11 protein-coding genes are annotated in these 15,786 nt (G+C 64.3%); 4 read left to right on the top strand and 7 right to left on the bottom strand.

What is annotated here, in order from left to right:
- Positions 1-131 precede the first annotated feature (131 nt).
- Complete coding sequence (locus tag ECTHA_RS0113905) at positions 132-1,166, top strand: NADP(H)-dependent aldo-keto reductase (RefSeq protein ID WP_025283050.1); 1,035 nt, start codon at positions 132-134, stop codon at positions 1,164-1,166.
- 64 nt (positions 1,167-1,230) lie between these two features.
- The gene (locus ECTHA_RS0113910; RefSeq protein WP_025283051.1) at positions 1,231-1,788 is read left to right on the top strand and encodes a thioredoxin family protein; all 558 of its coding nucleotides are present in this window, start codon (positions 1,231-1,233) and stop codon (positions 1,786-1,788) included.
- A 304-nt stretch (positions 1,789-2,092) separates the two neighbouring features.
- On the opposite strand, the gene ECTHA_RS0113915 is transcribed toward ECTHA_RS0113910, so the two are convergent.
- Positions 2,093-3,022, bottom strand: a complete 930-nt coding sequence (locus ECTHA_RS0113915; RefSeq protein ID WP_025280361.1) for a histone deacetylase family protein — start codon at positions 3,020-3,022, stop codon at positions 2,093-2,095.
- 173 nt (positions 3,023-3,195) lie between these two features.
- On the opposite strand from ECTHA_RS0113915, the gene ECTHA_RS0113920 reads away from it, so the two are divergent.
- Positions 3,196-5,877, top strand: coding sequence for a bifunctional acetate--CoA ligase family protein/GNAT family N-acetyltransferase (locus ECTHA_RS0113920; protein WP_025280360.1), 2,682 nt, complete (start codon positions 3,196-3,198; stop codon positions 5,875-5,877).
- Between the two features lie 81 nt (positions 5,878-5,958).
- Here ECTHA_RS0113920 and ECTHA_RS18420 read toward each other — a convergent pair whose 3' ends face one another.
- Positions 5,959-9,036 carry an efflux RND transporter permease subunit gene (locus tag ECTHA_RS18420; RefSeq protein ID WP_051582658.1) on the bottom strand — a complete coding sequence of 1,026 codons (3,078 nt, stop codon included), beginning with the start codon at positions 9,034-9,036 and terminating at the stop codon, positions 5,959-5,961.
- Positions 9,033-10,169, bottom strand: a complete 1,137-nt coding sequence (locus ECTHA_RS0113930; RefSeq protein WP_025280358.1) for an efflux RND transporter periplasmic adaptor subunit — start codon at positions 10,167-10,169, stop codon at positions 9,033-9,035. Before ECTHA_RS0113930 ends, ECTHA_RS18420 begins: the two co-directional genes overlap by 4 nt.
- A 204-nt stretch (positions 10,170-10,373) precedes the next feature.
- Here ECTHA_RS0113930 and ECTHA_RS0113935 point away from each other — a divergent pair, with 204 nt between their 5' ends.
- Positions 10,374-10,763: a hypothetical protein gene (locus ECTHA_RS0113935; RefSeq protein ID WP_025280357.1), complete on the top strand. Its 390-nt coding sequence runs from the start codon at positions 10,374-10,376 to the stop codon at positions 10,761-10,763.
- A 54-nt stretch (positions 10,764-10,817) separates the two neighbouring features.
- Here the strand turns inward: ECTHA_RS0113935 and ECTHA_RS0113940 are convergent, their stop codons facing one another.
- From ECTHA_RS0113940 to ECTHA_RS0113955, 4 genes are all read right to left on the bottom strand, one after another.
- A complete protein-coding gene (locus ECTHA_RS0113940) occupies positions 10,818-11,819 on the bottom strand; it encodes an acrylyl-CoA reductase family protein (RefSeq protein WP_025280356.1) in 1,002 nt (333 codons plus the stop codon).
- A 5-nt stretch (positions 11,820-11,824) separates the two neighbouring features.
- The gene (locus ECTHA_RS0113945; protein WP_025280355.1) at positions 11,825-13,192 is read right to left on the bottom strand and encodes an OmpP1/FadL family transporter; all 1,368 of its coding nucleotides are present in this window, start codon (positions 13,190-13,192) and stop codon (positions 11,825-11,827) included.
- Between the two features lie 50 nt (positions 13,193-13,242).
- Positions 13,243-15,063, bottom strand: a complete 1,821-nt coding sequence (locus ECTHA_RS0113950; protein WP_026623821.1) for an AMP-dependent synthetase/ligase — start codon at positions 15,061-15,063, stop codon at positions 13,243-13,245.
- 166 nt (positions 15,064-15,229) lie between these two features.
- Positions 15,230-15,751: a protein disulfide oxidoreductase gene (locus ECTHA_RS0113955; RefSeq protein ID WP_025280353.1), complete on the bottom strand. Its 522-nt coding sequence runs from the start codon at positions 15,749-15,751 to the stop codon at positions 15,230-15,232.
- Positions 15,752-15,786 lie beyond the last annotated feature (35 nt).

Here is a 15,786-nt window from a genome sequence, read left to right on the forward strand (position 1 = left end):
AGGGCCGCTCCCACGGGGGCTCCTGCGGGGGTTGTTCCCGGGAGTTCCCGTGGGGTTGTCCGGGGGGCTGGATTTATTCGGGCGGGGGCCGGGTTGTATCCTTCCGGGTTCACGCATCGCGGGAGAAGATCATGCAGACCAAGCCACTGGGACGTTCCGGCATCCAGGTGAGCACCCTGTGCCTGGGCACCATGACCTGGGGCGAACAGAACACCGAGGCCGAGGCCCACAGCCAGCTGGACATGGCCGTGGAGCGGGGCATCAACTTCATCGACGCGGCCGAGATGTACCCCGTTCCCCCCAAGGCCGAGACCCAGGGCCTCACCGAGCAGTACCTGGGCACCTGGCTGGCCCGTCGTGGCCGGCGGGACGACCTGGTGATCGCTTCCAAGGCATCAGGCCCCAGCGAGAACTTCAGCCACATCCGCGGCGGACCGCAACTGGACCGCCCGCACCTGGAACAGGCCCTGCACGACAGCCTGCAACGGCTGCAGACGGACTACCTGGACCTGTATCAGATCCATTGGCCCTCACGCCCCACCAACTACTTTGGCCAACTGGGCTATCGGCACCAGGACGACGCCGGCGCCACCCCCATTGCCGAAACCCTGGAAGTGCTGGCCGATTTCGTGCGCGCCGGCAAGGTGCGCACCATCGGCATCTCCAACGAGACCCCCTGGGGTCTGATGGAATACCTGCGCCTGGCAGAGCAGGCCGACCTGCCCCGTGTGGTTTCCATCCAGAACCCCTACAACCTGCTCAACCGCAGCTTCGAGGTGGGTCTGGCGGAAATGGCCATACGCGAAAACGTGGGCCTGCTGGCCTACTCACCCATGGCCTTCGGAGCCCTGAGCGGCAAATACCTGGACGACGCCCCACCGGACGGACGCATCACCCTGTATTCGCGTTTCGTGCGCTACTCCGGCGAGACTGGCGTGGCCGCCACCCGCGAATATGCCGACATCGCCCGACGCCACGGCCTGAGCCCGGCCCAGATGTCCCTGGCCTTCGTGAACGCCCAGCCCTTCCTCACCAGCAACATCATTGGTGCCACCAAGCTGTCTCAATTGGAGGAGAATCTCGATAGCCTGGAGGTCTCATTGAGTGAGGCGGTGCTGGAAGAAATCGAAGCCGTGCACGAAAGATATCCTGTTCCGTGCCCCTGATTGAGCACGCCCACCCTCACCCCAAACCCTCTCCCGCCAGCGGGAGAGGAGCAAGGAGAACCCCATGGCCAGAACCGAATCCCGAATGATCGACCTGGGCACCCGCGCCCCCGACTTCAGCCTGCCCGACCCGTCCACCGGCAAGACCGTTTCCCTGGATGACTTTCCCCAAGCCAAGGGCTATGTGATCGCCTTCATCTGCAACCACTGCCCCTTCGTGCAACTCATCCGCCACGAATTCGCCCGCTTCGGCCGTGAATACACCGACAAGGGGCTGGCCGTCATCGCCATCAACGCCAACGACGCAGACAATTTCCCGGAAGACAGCCCGGAAAAGATGCAGGACGACGCCCGCCGCTTTGGCTACACCTTCCCGTATCTGTTCGACGAGACCCAGGAGGTGGCCAAGGCCTATGACGCCGCCTGCACGCCGGACTTCTACCTCTTCGACGCCGACCGCAAGCTGGTTTACCGAGGCCAGTTCGACGACTGCCGCCCCGGCAGCGACGTCCCCGTCACCGGCAAGGACCTGCGCGCCGCCGCCGACGCCCTGCTCGAAGGCCAGCCCATCCCCCAGGACCAGAAACCCAGCCTCGGCTGCAACATCAAGTGGAAGGAGTAAGGGCAGATCCGCGCCACCCCGCCCTCACCCCAACCCCTCTCCCGCCAGCGGGAGAGGGGCTTTGGCCGCAGCGATGAATTCATGGCGCCCTGCAACCAAAAGCCGCTGGAGTCACAAGATGTCCTCGGGGGCGGGTGCCTGGGAGCGGGTGTTCGCCGCATGGATGCGGCGGTCAAGCCTACAGGGACGTATTCACGGCGTCCCGCGGACAGGCACCCGCCCCCGAGGACATCGCTACCCTGATGCCAAACCCAGGCACAGGCACCCCACGGCACACCATAAAGCAAAGCAAACAAAACCAGACTCAGTGCCCGATCAACGCATCCAGATGCACACAGGCCGACCGCCCCAGGGCTGACAGGGCATACCCCCCCTCCAGGCAGGACACCAGCCGCCCCTTCCCATGCCGCTTGGCCACCGCCTTCAACTCACGGGTCACCCAGGCGTAGTCATCTTCCACCAGGCGAAAGTCCGCCATATCCTCTTCCCGATGACCATCAAAACCCGCCGAAATCATGATCAACTGCGGCCGGAAGGCCTCCAGCGCCGGCAACCAGTGACCCTGCACCGCATCCCGGAACTCCTTGCCCGTCACCCCCCGTGTCAAAGGCACATTCACCAGATGCGGCGAATCCACCGCCTCACCGGTATGGGGGTAAAAAGGATGCTGGAAGGTGGAACAGAACAACACCCGCGGCTCGTCACGGAAAATATCCTCCGTGCCGTTGCCATGGTGGACATCGAAATCCACCACCGCCACCCGCTCCAGCCCATACTGTGCCAGAGCATGGGCCGCCCCCACCGCCACATTGTTGAAGATACAGAACCCCATGGCCCGCGCCCGCTCCGCGTGATGCCCCGGCGGACGCACACTGCAAAAGGCACTGCTGACCTCGCCGGACATCACCAGGTCCACCCCCAGGACCGCTGCACCGGCCGCCCTCCGGGCCGCCTGCAGGGTGTGCTCCGTCATCACCGTATCGCCTTCGTCCAGGCACACCATGTCGTCCGGTCCGGGCGCGGACGATTCCACATAGTCCACGTAATCCGCTGTATGCACCCGCAGCAACTGCTCGCGCGTCACCAGTGGTGCATCATAATGGCTCAGCAGCATGCTGATCCCCGAGGCCAGCATTCGATCGTCAACGGCCGAAAGACGTTCGGGCACCTCTGGATGGTGGATGGCCACACGGTGCAGACTGCAATCATGATGCGTGATGAAGGCGATGGTCATGGGCGCAACTCCTTGGACTTTCACCCATGGTAACGCGAAGCGCGAAAAGACGAGATAGGCTCAAGCGATTTCGTTTGTTCGGGCCATGGGTCCCCAAGCGGTTTCGCCGCACCGCAGCATCACCCATACTATACTCAGAGAGAATCTCTAAGGGGGCGATCAGCAGCACAATCATGGGACCACATTTCCTCAACCGAATTTTCGCACCACGCAGCATCGCCGTGATCGGTGCCACCGAAAGAACCAATGCCCTGGGAAGCCTGGTGTTTGCCAACCTGGTGGATGCCGGCTTCAAGGGCGAGCTGTATGCGGTGAATCCCAAGCATGACAAGGTGCACGGACGCCGCTGCTATCCCGATGTGGAGGCCATCGGACGGCCCGTGGAGTTGGCCGTGGTGGCCACGCCGGCACGCACCGTGCCCAACGTCCTGCGCCACTGTGGCGAACATGGCGTGCGCGGCGCAGTAGTGCTCTCCGCCGGTTTCAGTGAATCCGGTCGGGCCGGCAAGCGCCTGGAAGAGGAGATCATGGAGATCTCCCGGGAATACGACCTGCGCCTGATCGGCCCCAACTGTCTGGGCGTGATGAGGCCGGGGCGTGGGCTCAACGCCACCTTCAGCAAGAACAAGGCCCTGCCGGGGAATCTGGCATTGGTGTCGCAATCCGGCGCCATCTGCACAGCCATCCTGGACTGGGCCGAGAGCCAGGAGATCGGCTTTTCTGCCGTGGCCTCCATGGGCGATGCCTCTGATGTGGATTTCGGCGACGTGCTGGATTATCTGGCCCTGGACCGGGAAACCCGCAGCATCCTGCTCTACGTGGAAGGCATTCACAACGCCCGGCGTTTCATGAGCGGCCTGCGTGCGGCGGCGCGCATGAAACCGGTGATCGTCATCAAATCGGGTCGCCATGCAGAAGGCTCCCGGGCAGCCATGTCCCATACCGGCTCCCTGGTGGGCGCCGACGATGTGTTCGACGCCGCCCTGGAGCGTGCCGGCGGTGTGCGGGCCATGACCATCCAGCAGCTATTCTCCGCGGCCCGTATCCTCTCCAGCGGTTACCGGGTGGAGGGCAACCGCCTGGCCATCATCACCAATGCCGGCGGCCCCGGCGTCATGGCCACCGACCGGGCCGTGGAACTGGACGTCAACATGGCCCGCTTCAGTACCGAGACCATGGACAAGCTCAACAAGGCCTTGCCGGAGCAATGGTCCCACGGCAATCCCGTGGACATCCTGGGGGATGCCGATGCGGAGCGTTTCGAAAACGCCATGACCGCCTGCCTGGAAGACAGCGGCGTGGATGCCTCCATCGTCATGCTCACCCCCCAGGCCATGACCGACCCACTGGCCGTGGCCGAGGTGACCTCCCGGATCGCCAAAAAGGTGAAGAAACCCGTGCTCGGATGCTGGATGGGGGATATCCAGGTACGCGAGGGGCGGGATCATCTCACCCGTGAACGCCTGCCCCATTTCACCACCCCCGAAGCCTCGGTGGAGGGGTTCGCCTACCTGGCGGCACACAAGCGCAACCAGCGCCTCCTGTTGCAGGTACCCAGCCCCCTCAGCGATCGTGGCCGCACCGATGTGCACGGCGCCCGGCTGATCATCGAAGGCGCCCTCTCCGAGGGCCGCAAGCTGCTCAGCACCCTGGAGTCCAAGGCGGTGCTTTCGGCCTTCCGCATCCCGGTCACCCAGACCATGCGGGCCAACACCGCCGGCGAGGCCCTGGTGGCTGCAGGCACCGTGGGTTACCCGGTAGCCATGAAGATCGATTCTCCCGACATCACACACAAGTCCGACGTGCAGGGCGTGCGCCTGAACATCGCCAGCGCCGAATCCGTGCGCAGCGCCTTCCAGACCATGGTGGAGGACGCCCAGCGCCTGAAGCCCGGGGCGCGCATCAATGGGGTGACCCTGGAGCGCATGCACCAGAGCACCTACGGGCGCGAACTCATGGTGGGTGTGCTGCGCGATCCGGTGTTCGGTCCGGTGATCAGCTTCGGTTCCGGGGGCACCTCGGTGGAGGTCATCAAGGACCGGGCCGTGGCCCTGCCGCCGCTCAACGAGGTGATCATCGAGGGCATGATCGCCCGCACCAAGGTGGCCAAGCTGCTCAAGGAATTCCGCAACATGCCGGCGGTGGACGAGCAGGCCCTGGAGCAGGTGCTGCTGAGGGTGTCGGAGATGGTCTGTGAACTGCCGGAGATCCAGGAAATGGACATCAACCCGCTGATCGCCGACGATCGCGGTCTGGCGGCAGTGGATGCCCGCATCACCGTGAACTTCCCGCCGGTGATGCCGGATCGCTATGCCCACATGGCCATCCACCCCTACCCGGCCCACCTGGTCAACCAGTGGCAGTTACCCGATGGCACCAATCTGACCATTCGGCCGATCCGGCCGGAGGACGCAAAGATCGAACAGGAGTTCGTGCGCAACCTCTCGGCGGAGTCCCGTTACAACCGCTTCATGCAGGCCGTTCACGAACTCACCCCGCAGATGCTGGTGCGTTTCACCCAGATTGATTACGACCGGGAGATGGCCCTGATCGCCGTGCAGGAACGCCCCGACGGCTCCGAGTTGCAGGTGGCCGTGGCCCGTTACACGGCCAACCCGGACCAGCAGAGTTGCGAGTTCGCCTTGGCGGTGGCCGACGAATGGCAGGGCCGGGGCGTGGGCTCACATCTGATGAACGAGCTCATGGACGTGGCCCGTACCCGCGGCCTGCGCACCATGGAAGGCGATGTCCTCGCCCAGAACACCAACATGATGGCCCTGATGCACCGCCTGGGCTTCAGCTCCCGCAACAGCCGGGAGGACGAGGGCATCAAGCTGGTGACCAAGCGGTTGTAGGGGGCGGTGCCCGCCGCTCCCCTCATCCCCGACATTCTCCCCCGAGGGGAGAAGGGAGATCCCTCCTGGAGGGGAAGGGAGTTATGGCTCCTCTCCCCCCCGGGGAGAGGGGTTGGGGTGAGGGGGCGAGATCCCGAACAGCACCGCATAAAACAGCGGTACCGCCAGCAGCGTCAGCAGTGACGCCAGCGCCAGCCCGAACATGATGGCAATGGCCATGGGCGCCCAGAAGGGCCCGGACAACGCCAGCGGCAACATCCCCAGCACCGTGGTAGCCGCCGCCAGCAGCACCGGTCGCACGCGGCTCACCGCCGCCTCCACCAGGGCGGCGTAGGCATCGTCGGATCGCTCCATCTCCAGATCCAGCTGCTCCACCATGACGATGGCGTTCTTGATGATCATCCCCGACAGGCTCATCACCCCCAGCAGGGCCATGAAGCCAAAGGGTTGCTTGAACAGCAGCAGGCCCGCACTCACCCCCACCACACCCAGGGGAACGGTCAGCAGGATGATCAGCGATCGCCGGTAACTGTTGAACTGGGCCATCAGCACCAGGGCCATCAACCCCAGCACCACCGGTACCGGTTGCAATACACCCCGCTGGGCTTCCAGGGATTTCACCGGCTCACCGTCCCACTCGATACGGTAGCCTGATGGCAGATCCAGATCTCCGGCCCGCTGCCGAAGATCACGAAGCACCTCATGAGCAATGGCCCCCGGCACGAGATCCATCTGCAGGGTCACGCTGCGTTCTCGATCCATGCGCCAGATGGAGGCGTCATCCCACACCACCGACACATCGGCCACCTGCAAGAGTGGCACCGGTCGGTGACCTTGCTCAGGCCAGATCACCATGGTCTCCACCTGGGTGGGGTCGGTACGATCCTCCAGGGGGAAGCGCCACTTGATGGGAATGCGCTTGTCATCCTCGATATAAACCCCGATGGGCTGACCGGCAAAGGCGGTGGCCAGCGCCTCGGAGATGGCGGCACTGGAGACATTGGCCCGACGTGCCCGCTCCTGATCCACATCCACCTGGATCTGCGGCGTCCGGTCGCGCCAGTCCAGGCGCACATGATCCAGACGAGGATCACCCGCCAGCAACGCCCGCCCCTGTTCCGCCACAGCCCGCAGGGTGTCCCGTTCCGGGCCAATGATGCGCATCTCGATGGGATAGCGCACCGGATCCCCCAACTGCATGGGCCGCACCCGGGGCTCGGCGTCGGGGAAGCGCTGATCCATGAACCCTCGGGTGGCGGCCATCATGGCATCCAGGTCATCCACGGCCTTGAGGTTCACCAGGATCTGTCCGAAGGCCGCATTGGGGTGCTCGGGCAGCATGGGCAGATAGAAACGCGGCGCCCCCTCGCCGATGAAGGCAGTGGCGGATTCCACCTCGTCCCGTCCCTGCAGCCAACCCTCGATAACCGCCATGTCTTCGGATGTCTGACTGATGCGACTGCCCTCCGGCAGCCAGTAATCCACCATGAACTGGGCCCGCTGGGCAGGCGGGAAGAAGATCTGCGGCACCAGCATGAAGCCGATCAGGGAGAGCACCAGCAGTCCGACGATGCCCGCCAGGCTGACACGACGCCAGTGCAGCACACCGCCCAGCAGGCAGCGAAAACCCCCATACAGGCGCCCTCCATAGGGGTCATCGCCCTCGCTGCCCTTGGCCGGTGACTTGAGCCAGCGGTGACACATGACCGGCGTGACGGTGATGGCCAGCACCCAGCTGAGCAGCAGGGAGAAGCCCACCACCCAGAACAGGGAGCGGGTGAACTCCCCGGTGGCGGTATCGGTGAGGGCGATGGGCGAGAAGGCCAGCACGGCGATCAGCGTGGCGGAGAACAACGGCCAGGCGGTCTCGCTCACCGCCTCCTGAGCTGCCTGCAGGCGATCCATGCCCCGCTGCATCTTCACGAAGGTCAGCTCTGCCACCACGATGGCGTTGTCCACCATCATGCCCAGCACGATCACCAGCGCCCCCAACGAGACCCGGTGCAGGTCGATGCCCGTGCCCCACATGACAATGAAGGTGGCCAGAATGGTGAACGGCACGCCGGCACCGACGATCAGGCCCGTGCGCAGCCCCAGGGCGATGAGCAACACGGCGATGACGATCACCACCGCCGTGACCAGGTTGATCATGAACTCGCCCACCGCCGCCTCCACCTCGCGGGGCTGGTTGGCGATGATGCCGAAGGACATCCCCACGGGCAGGGTGGGTTCGATCCGCGCCAGGCTCTCGCTGATGCGCTCCCCAAGATCCACCACGTTCACACCCTGGGTGGGTACGATGCCGATGGCCAGGGCGTCCTGCCCCTCATGGCGAAGCAGGGCCTGGGGCGGATCCGAGAAGCCTCGGCGCACCTCGGCAAAATCGCGCAGATACACCAGGTTGCCGGTAGCCGGACTGCGGATGGAGAGGCTGCGGATTTCCTCCAGGGACTCGAACACGCCACTGGCGAAGATGCGTACATCCCGAGGGCCCATCTCCACAAAACCGGCTGGCTCCACCACGTTCTGTCGGTTCAGGGCCTGCACCACCTGATGGGGAGTGAGGCCCATTTCGGCAATCTTCTCCCGGGAGGTCTCCACGAAGACCCGCTCCCCCTGCTGCCCGAACAGCTCCACCTTGGCCACGCCGGGCACCCTTAGCAGTTCCCGGCGCACGTTGTCGGTCACCCGGTCGAGCACATCATAGCCGTAGCCCTCACCGCTGAGGGCAATGAGCAAGGCGAAGACATCGCCGTAATCGTCGTCCACGAAGGGTCCTCGCACCCCATCGGGCAGTTCGCGGGCAGCCTCATTCACCTTGTGGCGCAGCTCGTCCCAGATCTGTCGCAATGATTCCGGGTCGTGACTCTCCTGGATGTCCACGAAGATCACCGACACCCCGTCCCGGCTATGGGACTGCACCTGGTCCAGTTCGCCCAACTGCTGGATCTTGAGTTCAATGCGCTCGGTCACCTCCTGCTCCACACGCACCGCCCGAGCCCCCGGATATTCGGTGTAGACCACTGCGGTGCGCACGGTGAACTCCGGATCCTCGAGTTGCCCCAGCTGGGTGTAGCTGAAAACGCCCACAAACACGATCAGGGCCACCAAAAAGCCCATCAGGCGGCCCCGCTGGATGGCCCAGACAGCGGCATTCATCGGCGTGCACCCCGCATCTCATCCTCGGTGAGCACCCGTACCGTCTGACCCTCGCTCAGGTGCTGCACCCCGGCAGTGACCACCTGCTGGCCAGCGTGCAAGTCACCGAGGACGCGGACTCCATCCCGCTCCAGCGGGCCCAGGCTCACCGGGCGGCGCGTCACCGTCCCCCCTGCCTCGTCCAGTACCCAGACGTGGGGCTGACCTTCGTGGTCGAACACCGCGGTCATGGGCACATGAAAATAGCCCTGTTCGTCGGCCTCGGGCAATCCCGCCCGGAAGTCCAGACGAGCGGTCATGCCAGGCAGGATGCGCTGGTCCGGGTTATCCACCACGATGCGCACCGGATAGGTCTGGGTATCCTCATCCACGTCCACGCCCACGGCCCGCACCCGGCCTGCATAACGGCGGCCCAGGGCGGCGAAATGCACATCCACGGCAGTGAGCCGGTCCCGGTGCACCACCAGGGTCTCGGGCATGCCCACCCGCAGTTCGATCTCCTCCAGGTCGTCCAGGACGAAGACCACCCGTTCCGGGCTGGCCTGTTCATGGGGTTCGATGTTGCGGCGAGCCACATGGGCGTCGAAAGGAGCCCGCAACACCGTGTCCTCCAGGGCAGCCCGGGCGGTGGCTAGCCCCTCGCGGGCCGCATCCCGCTGGCCCTGGGCCTGACGGAAGGCGGAACGCAGGCCGTCGTAATCGGCGCGACTGATGGTGCCGTCCCGCACCAGATCCTGGCCGCGTCGGTAATTGACCTCGGCCTCCTCCAGTTGGCCTTCGGCAGCCTCCAGTTGACCCTCCAGTTCACGCACCTTGAGGCGGTAATCCCGATCATCCAGCCGAGCCAGCACATCGCCCTCCATCACCCGGTCGCCCAGGTCCGCGTGCACCAGGACCACCTGACCGGACACCCGGAAGGCCAGGGCCGTGCGCTCGGCGGCCTCGGCCCGGGCACTGAAGGTGCGGGAGGTCATGTCCTCGGGGGGCTCAAGGGTGAGGGCCAGCACCGGACGCTCCGGGGGATCCTCACGCATCTCCGGGGGCTGGTCGCAGGCGCCGAGCAGCATGGTGGCGGCGAGCACTAGCAACAGGAGCCCGATGGCATCCCTGGTAGGCGTGGTGTGGTTGGGCATGGGTCGTTTCCTTTCTTGCTGCGCCACAGTGTAACGAGGCATGGTGTTGCCGGGCCATCCTCATCGTTATGCCAGCTTCGTGGCCGAGGGCCGCTCCCGAAGGGAGCGTGTGGCCTTGCGGTAACGGGGGGCACATTTTTTCGGGGTGGCTGATAATTCTCACTGACGCATTCATCAGAAAGCGCTAATGTGAGCACCATGAAGATGAATCGTTCAATACTGTTTGTGTGCCTGATTCCGGCACTGTTGGCCGTGACCCTGCTGGGCTCCGGTTGCCGCCACGATCAGGGCGCATCCATGCCCGACCGCACCCTGATCGTCCATGTTCAGAACCGCACTTCCGAGACCATCCCCAAGGTGGAGATCGGCTATGCCAATGTGGACACCCAGCAGACCACCACGCTCCTGCAACTGGAAGCGGGAAAGACCCGCACCATCGTGCTGAACCACGAACCCGGTCTGGGCTACAACGTGGAGGCCCATCTGGCCAATGGCAATGTGCTGGAGATCTGCGGTGGTCGGCACCGGGAGAGTCGGGTGATGCGCGAAGTGATCACTCAGGAGTCGATCCTGTCGGGGATCGGCAAGCCTTGATGGTGCCTGTTTGAGGGCTTCGGCCGGGAAATGGGGTGAGGGTGGTCTTTGGAATTATCGCTGAAGATCCACCAGGATCCGCCCGTGTACATCCCCTGCGAGCATCCGCTTGCTGGCCGATTCCAGACCCTCCAGCCCGATCTCCTCGGTGACGATGTCATCCAGGTGGGGGATGGCCCAGTCGGTGGCCAGATGTGCCCAGACCGCCGCGCGTCGCTCCGTGGGATAGTTGCTGGAACTCACCCCAAGCAGGGATACACCCCGCAGAATGAACGGCATCACTGTGGTGCGCAGCTCCGCTCCGCCCGCCAGCCCGATGGTGACGATATTGCCCCACTCATCCACCGTGCGGGTGAGCCAGCCCAGGATCTCGCCGCCAACGGTATCCACCGCCCCCGCCCAGCGGGCCGTCTCCAATGGGCGCCAGCCCTGGGAGAGACCACGGCGGTCCATCACCTTCACCGCGCCCAGGGACTTGAGCCAGTCATGCTGGCGGGTCTTGCCGGACAGGGCCACCACCTCGTAGCCCTGGGCGGCCAGCAGGCTCACGGCAAGGGAACCCACTCCGCCACTGGCCCCCGTGACCAGGATGGGCCCCATGCCCGGGTCCTGATCGTTGGCGCGCAGGCGCTGCAGGGCCAGGGCCGCCGTGAAGCCGGCGGTGCCCAGGATCATGGATTGCCGAAGGTCCAGACCCTTGGGCACGGGCACCACCCAGTCGGCGGGCACGCGGATGCGACCGGCAAAACCGCCATGGTGGATCTCGCCCAGCCCGCAACCGGTGACCAGCACGGGATCGCCGGCCTTTAAGCCGCTGTCCTCGGCGGCGGAGAGCACTTCACCGGCCGCATCGATGCCGCCGACAAGGGGCGAGCGCCGCAGCACCCGACCGCTGCCGGTGATGCCCAGGGCGTCCTTGTAGTTGAGCGAGGAGTAACGGACCGCCACCTCCACCTCCCCGTCCATCAACTCCGACGGTTCCATGTCCGTGAGGCTGACACGATGGGACCCAAGGACCTCGTCACGGATCAGCAGGGCTGGGAAAGTGGAGGTCATGACGATCAGAACCGATAGCGCACGGCGGCGGCGAGGATGTGGACGTGGCCTTCGGTGGTGCCGGTGAGGTCGACGGTGGCGAACGTGACGCCAGCCTCGTTCTTGAACTCCCGCTCCAGTTCCAGTGATTCCTTGGAGATGTCGATGTAGGTATAGGCCACGTCAAATCCCCAGTTGGGTCCCTGCTCATAGCTGGCCCCGAACGAGTACCAGGTGCGGTCACCATCCGGGGTGCGGGTGGTGCGATAGCCGTCCTGAGTCGGCGTCCGATCGTACTGGAGGCCACCGCGCAGGGTCCAGCGGTCGTCCAGTTGATACTCGGCTCCCACCGACAGGGCCCAGCTATCCTTGTAGTTCTGCTCGACAACGTTGTCTTCCCGACCGTCGTTGAAGCGAACACGGATTTCGTCGAAATTGGACCATTGGAACCACTTGTACTGGGCCATCAGGGTCCAGCGATCATTCAATTGGTGACGCGCGCCCAATGCCACCATATCCGGCAGGTGCAGATCGGCCTTGCCGTCCAGGGTTTCTTGCTCGCCTGTGATGGGTCGAGCGATCTTGGCCTTGCCATCCAGAGTGTGTTTCACGCCTTGGCGATAGTGCAGGCCCAAGCGGGTTGCTTCGGTCACCTGCCACATGGCGCCCAGGTTAAAACCCACATCCCAGCTATCCGCATCGAGTTGCTGCTCTCCATCGGTTTCCAGGCTTGGCCCGAATGCGGGAGATGGAATCGCGTTCTTGAGCGTGGCGTCTGCATACTGAATATCGATCCCGCCTCCAATGGAGAATCGCTCATTCACCCGGTAGGCCAAGCTGGGCTGGATGTTGATCACCTTGAGATCTGTCTCGGTTGAATCATAGCGTGCCCAGAAATCGTCGTCATAATGATTGGCCAGACCGAATGGTGCGGTGATTCCCAGACCAAACCAGGTTTGCTCATTGAGGGGACGAGCGTAGAAGAAGTTTGGGACGGGCGTGGGATCGTAGGGGTTGCCTCCCGAACCGCCGCTCACAGGCTGATCGACGTAGCCGGGTAATATCTGCTCACCTGTATCGGGATTAAAGGCACCAACACCTGAAGCCGTCGATCCACTCTCCCTGGCATCCGCCTTCGGCATCAAAAGATGCACAGCGGCCTGAAACTCAGGCCCCGGAAGGAACACCATCCCCGCCGGGTTGAAGAAGATGGTGCTGGAATCCTGAGCCACCGCCGCCTCGCCGGCGAAGGCGCGGCCCAGGCCGCTGACGCTCTGCTCCTGAATGTAAAAGCCCGCTGCCTTCACCGGTGAGTGCCACAGGGTGGCTCCGGACAGGGCCAGCGCGCCAGCCACGGCGCAGGACAGGGCGTTGCGAGACTGAATGAAAGACATGTATCCCCCTTGGGTGATTCTTTTATGATTTTTATGGGTTCGGCAACGGATCAGCGCTTGCTGTGGGCCTCGTACATGGCCTCGATCTGCTTGCTGTAGCGCTCCAGGATCAGCGCACGCTTGAGCTTCATGGTGGGTGTGAGCAGGCCGTTGTCCACATCCCAGGGCTCCAGGGTGGGCGTGAGGCGGCGTACCTGGGCGTAGCCATGGAACTCGGTCAACTGCTTGCCGGCCCGCTCCAGCAGGGCCTTTTCCACCTTGCGGCTGTACAGATCCTCGCTGCTATCCGGATCCACCTCCAGCTCCTCGGCCAGCTTTTTCCACTCATCCGGGCCGAGCACCACCAGGGCGGCGAGATAGGGCTTGCCCTCACCCAGCACCATGGCCTGCTCAAAGATGGGATCCAGGGTGATGGCCATCTCCATGTCCGCCGGGGGCACCTTCTCGCCGTTGCCCAGCACCAGGATCTCCTTGATGCGACCGATGATGAAGATATGGCCCTGCTCGTCGATGCGCGCCTTGTCGCCACTGTGCAGCCAGCCGTCCTTGTCGATGGTGTCGGCGGTAGCCTCCTCGTTGTTCCAGTAGCCCTGCATCACCGAGGGGCCACGCACCAGCAATTCCTCATCCTTGCCGATGCTCACCTCCACGCCGGGCAGTGCACAGCCCACACTGGCGGGAACATTATCGTCGGGCCGGTTGACGGCCACCACCGGGCTGGCCTCGGTCATGCCAAAGCCATGGAACACGGGCAATCCCAGGCCGATGAAGAATCGGGCGATGGGGGGCGGCAGCGGCGCACCGCCGCAGACGGCATAACGCAGACGCCCGCCCAGACGCTCCGTCACCTTGCCAGCCACGATTTTTTTCAGCAGCGGCCACAGCAGCAGCTTGGGATGCCAGCCGACTCGGCCCTGCTCGTGCTCGAAGCGGTGCCAACCCACGGAAACGGTGGTGTGAAACAGGAAGCGGGCGAAACCGGACTTCTCCTCCAGGCCCGAGGTGATGCGCCCGTAGATGCGCTCGTAGATGCGCGGTACGGAAATGAGCACGGTGGGGCGCAGGTTCATCAGATCCTCCGCCAGGCCCTGCACCGAGCGGGCAAAGGCCACCTGGGCACCCACCATCATGGGCATGTAGCAGCCGCCGGTGCGCTCCAGGGTGTGGGAAAGGGGCAGGAAGGAGAGGAACAGGTCCTCGCCACCCATGGGGGCGCACTGCTGAGCGGCATAGGCGTTCTGCAGGATGTTCTGGTGGGTGAGCATCACCCCCTTGGATCGGCCCGTCGTGCCCGAGGTATACACCACGGTGGCCAGGGAGTTGGGATCCACATCACGGGTGATCAGTTCATGATCGCCCTCGGGGGCCCATTCATCCAGGGACTTGAGGCGCGTGTCCTCGGGGAATTCTCCCGGGTCCACCGCTTGCACGGTGACGATGCGATTGACCGTGTCCAGCCGCTCGCGAACCTCCTGGAGGCGCTTCCATTGCTGTCGACCGCCCAGGAGCAGTAGCTTGGCCCCGGCATCCTTGAGGATATAGGCGATGTTGTCGGGCCGGTCATCGGTGTATAGCGGCACCGTGATCAGGCCAAGGCCAAGGCAGGCCTGGTCGAAGATGACCCATTCCTGGCAATTGCGCAGCATGACGGCGACGCGGTCGCCCGGAGAAAGGTCTTCCTTTTGCAGTGCCGCCTGCCAGCGGGCCACCTGCTCGCTCACCTCCTGCCAGGTGCGCGACACCCATTCGGAAGTGGCCTGATCATACTGTTTGTAAGCCACCGCATCGGGGCTTCGCTTGACTCGCTCCCTGAACAGTCCGGCCAGGGTCCTCGCCTCCCCTGGCGTGACCACGTGATTGGGCTCGCCCATGTTGACTCCTCTGCTGACGGGGTACTTGGCCCCGGGTTCTTGCCCTGGAGGGGATCCCGCTCTGCGCCGCCTCGTCGCGAGACTGAGCATGATTTCCCCGGGTTTCGCCTGAATATATCGCGACTGCCCAGTATAATCACTGGATGGGCCATTTTGGTGTGCTGTGTCAGTTCAACGCGTCGGCGGCCCACAGGCGGGCCCGCAGACCCCAGCCGGTGGCAAAGCCACGCTGGCGAAAGCGCACCTCGCCATCGGCGTTCACCACGAAGGTGGCCGGCACCGCCCCCACGCCGAATCGGGCGGACAGGGCACCGGTCTCGTCCACCAGCACCGGATGGGTATAGTCGTTCTCCTGCATGTATTCCCGCAGCGTCTGGGCATTCCCGGACTGCATGGCCACGGTGAGCACGGGCCAGTCCTGACTGATGGATTCGATGGCCGGCTGTTCCACCCGGCAGATGCCGCACCAGGTGGCCCAGAAATGCACCAGCACCGGCTGGCCCTGATAGTCCGACAGGCTCACCGGTGAGCCGTCCAGCAGCACGCCCTGCAGCGGCGGCGCCTCACCGGAGACCATGTCCCGCTGCAGCCAGGCCTTGATGGCCAGAAACACCAGCAGGATGATGATCAGTTCCAGTCCGCGGCGCAGCCAGCGCCGTCGTCCGGTATGCTTGGGAGTGTCACTCATGGCTGGGAGATGGGCGCCTGCCGCGCAAATGAAGG

The organism is Ectothiorhodospira haloalkaliphila ATCC 51935 (assembly GCF_000633935.1).
Lineage (GTDB): Bacteria > Pseudomonadota > Gammaproteobacteria > Ectothiorhodospirales > Ectothiorhodospiraceae > Ectothiorhodospira > Ectothiorhodospira haloalkaliphila.

Bases quoted from the DNA above. Each gene is read 5' to 3' on its own strand.
- ECTHA_RS0113940 (WP_025280356.1), bottom strand. From the start codon at position 11,819: ATGACCTCCACTTTCCCAGCCCTGCTGATCCGTGACGAGGTCCTTGGG.
- ECTHA_RS18420 (WP_051582658.1), bottom strand. From the start codon at position 9,036: ATGAATGCCGCTGTCTGGGCCATCCAGCGGGGCCGCCTGATGGGCTTT.
- ECTHA_RS0113935 (WP_025280357.1), top strand. From the start codon at position 10,374: ATGAATCGTTCAATACTGTTTGTGTGCCTGATTCCGGCACTGTTGGCC.
- ECTHA_RS0113905 (WP_025283050.1), top strand. From the start codon at position 132: ATGCAGACCAAGCCACTGGGACGTTCCGGCATCCAGGTGAGCACCCTG.
- ECTHA_RS0113910 (WP_025283051.1), top strand. From the start codon at position 1,231: ATGGCCAGAACCGAATCCCGAATGATCGACCTGGGCACCCGCGCCCCC.
- ECTHA_RS0113920 (WP_025280360.1), top strand. From the start codon at position 3,196: ATGGGACCACATTTCCTCAACCGAATTTTCGCACCACGCAGCATCGCC.
- ECTHA_RS0113955 (WP_025280353.1), bottom strand. From the start codon at position 15,751: ATGAGTGACACTCCCAAGCATACCGGACGACGGCGCTGGCTGCGCCGC.
- ECTHA_RS0113950 (WP_026623821.1), bottom strand. From the start codon at position 15,063: ATGGGCGAGCCCAATCACGTGGTCACGCCAGGGGAGGCGAGGACCCTG.
- ECTHA_RS0113930 (WP_025280358.1), bottom strand. From the start codon at position 10,169: ATGCCCAACCACACCACGCCTACCAGGGATGCCATCGGGCTCCTGTTG.
- ECTHA_RS0113915 (WP_025280361.1), bottom strand. From the start codon at position 3,022: ATGACCATCGCCTTCATCACGCATCATGATTGCAGTCTGCACCGTGTG.
- ECTHA_RS0113945 (WP_025280355.1), bottom strand. From the start codon at position 13,192: ATGTCTTTCATTCAGTCTCGCAACGCCCTGTCCTGCGCCGTGGCTGGC.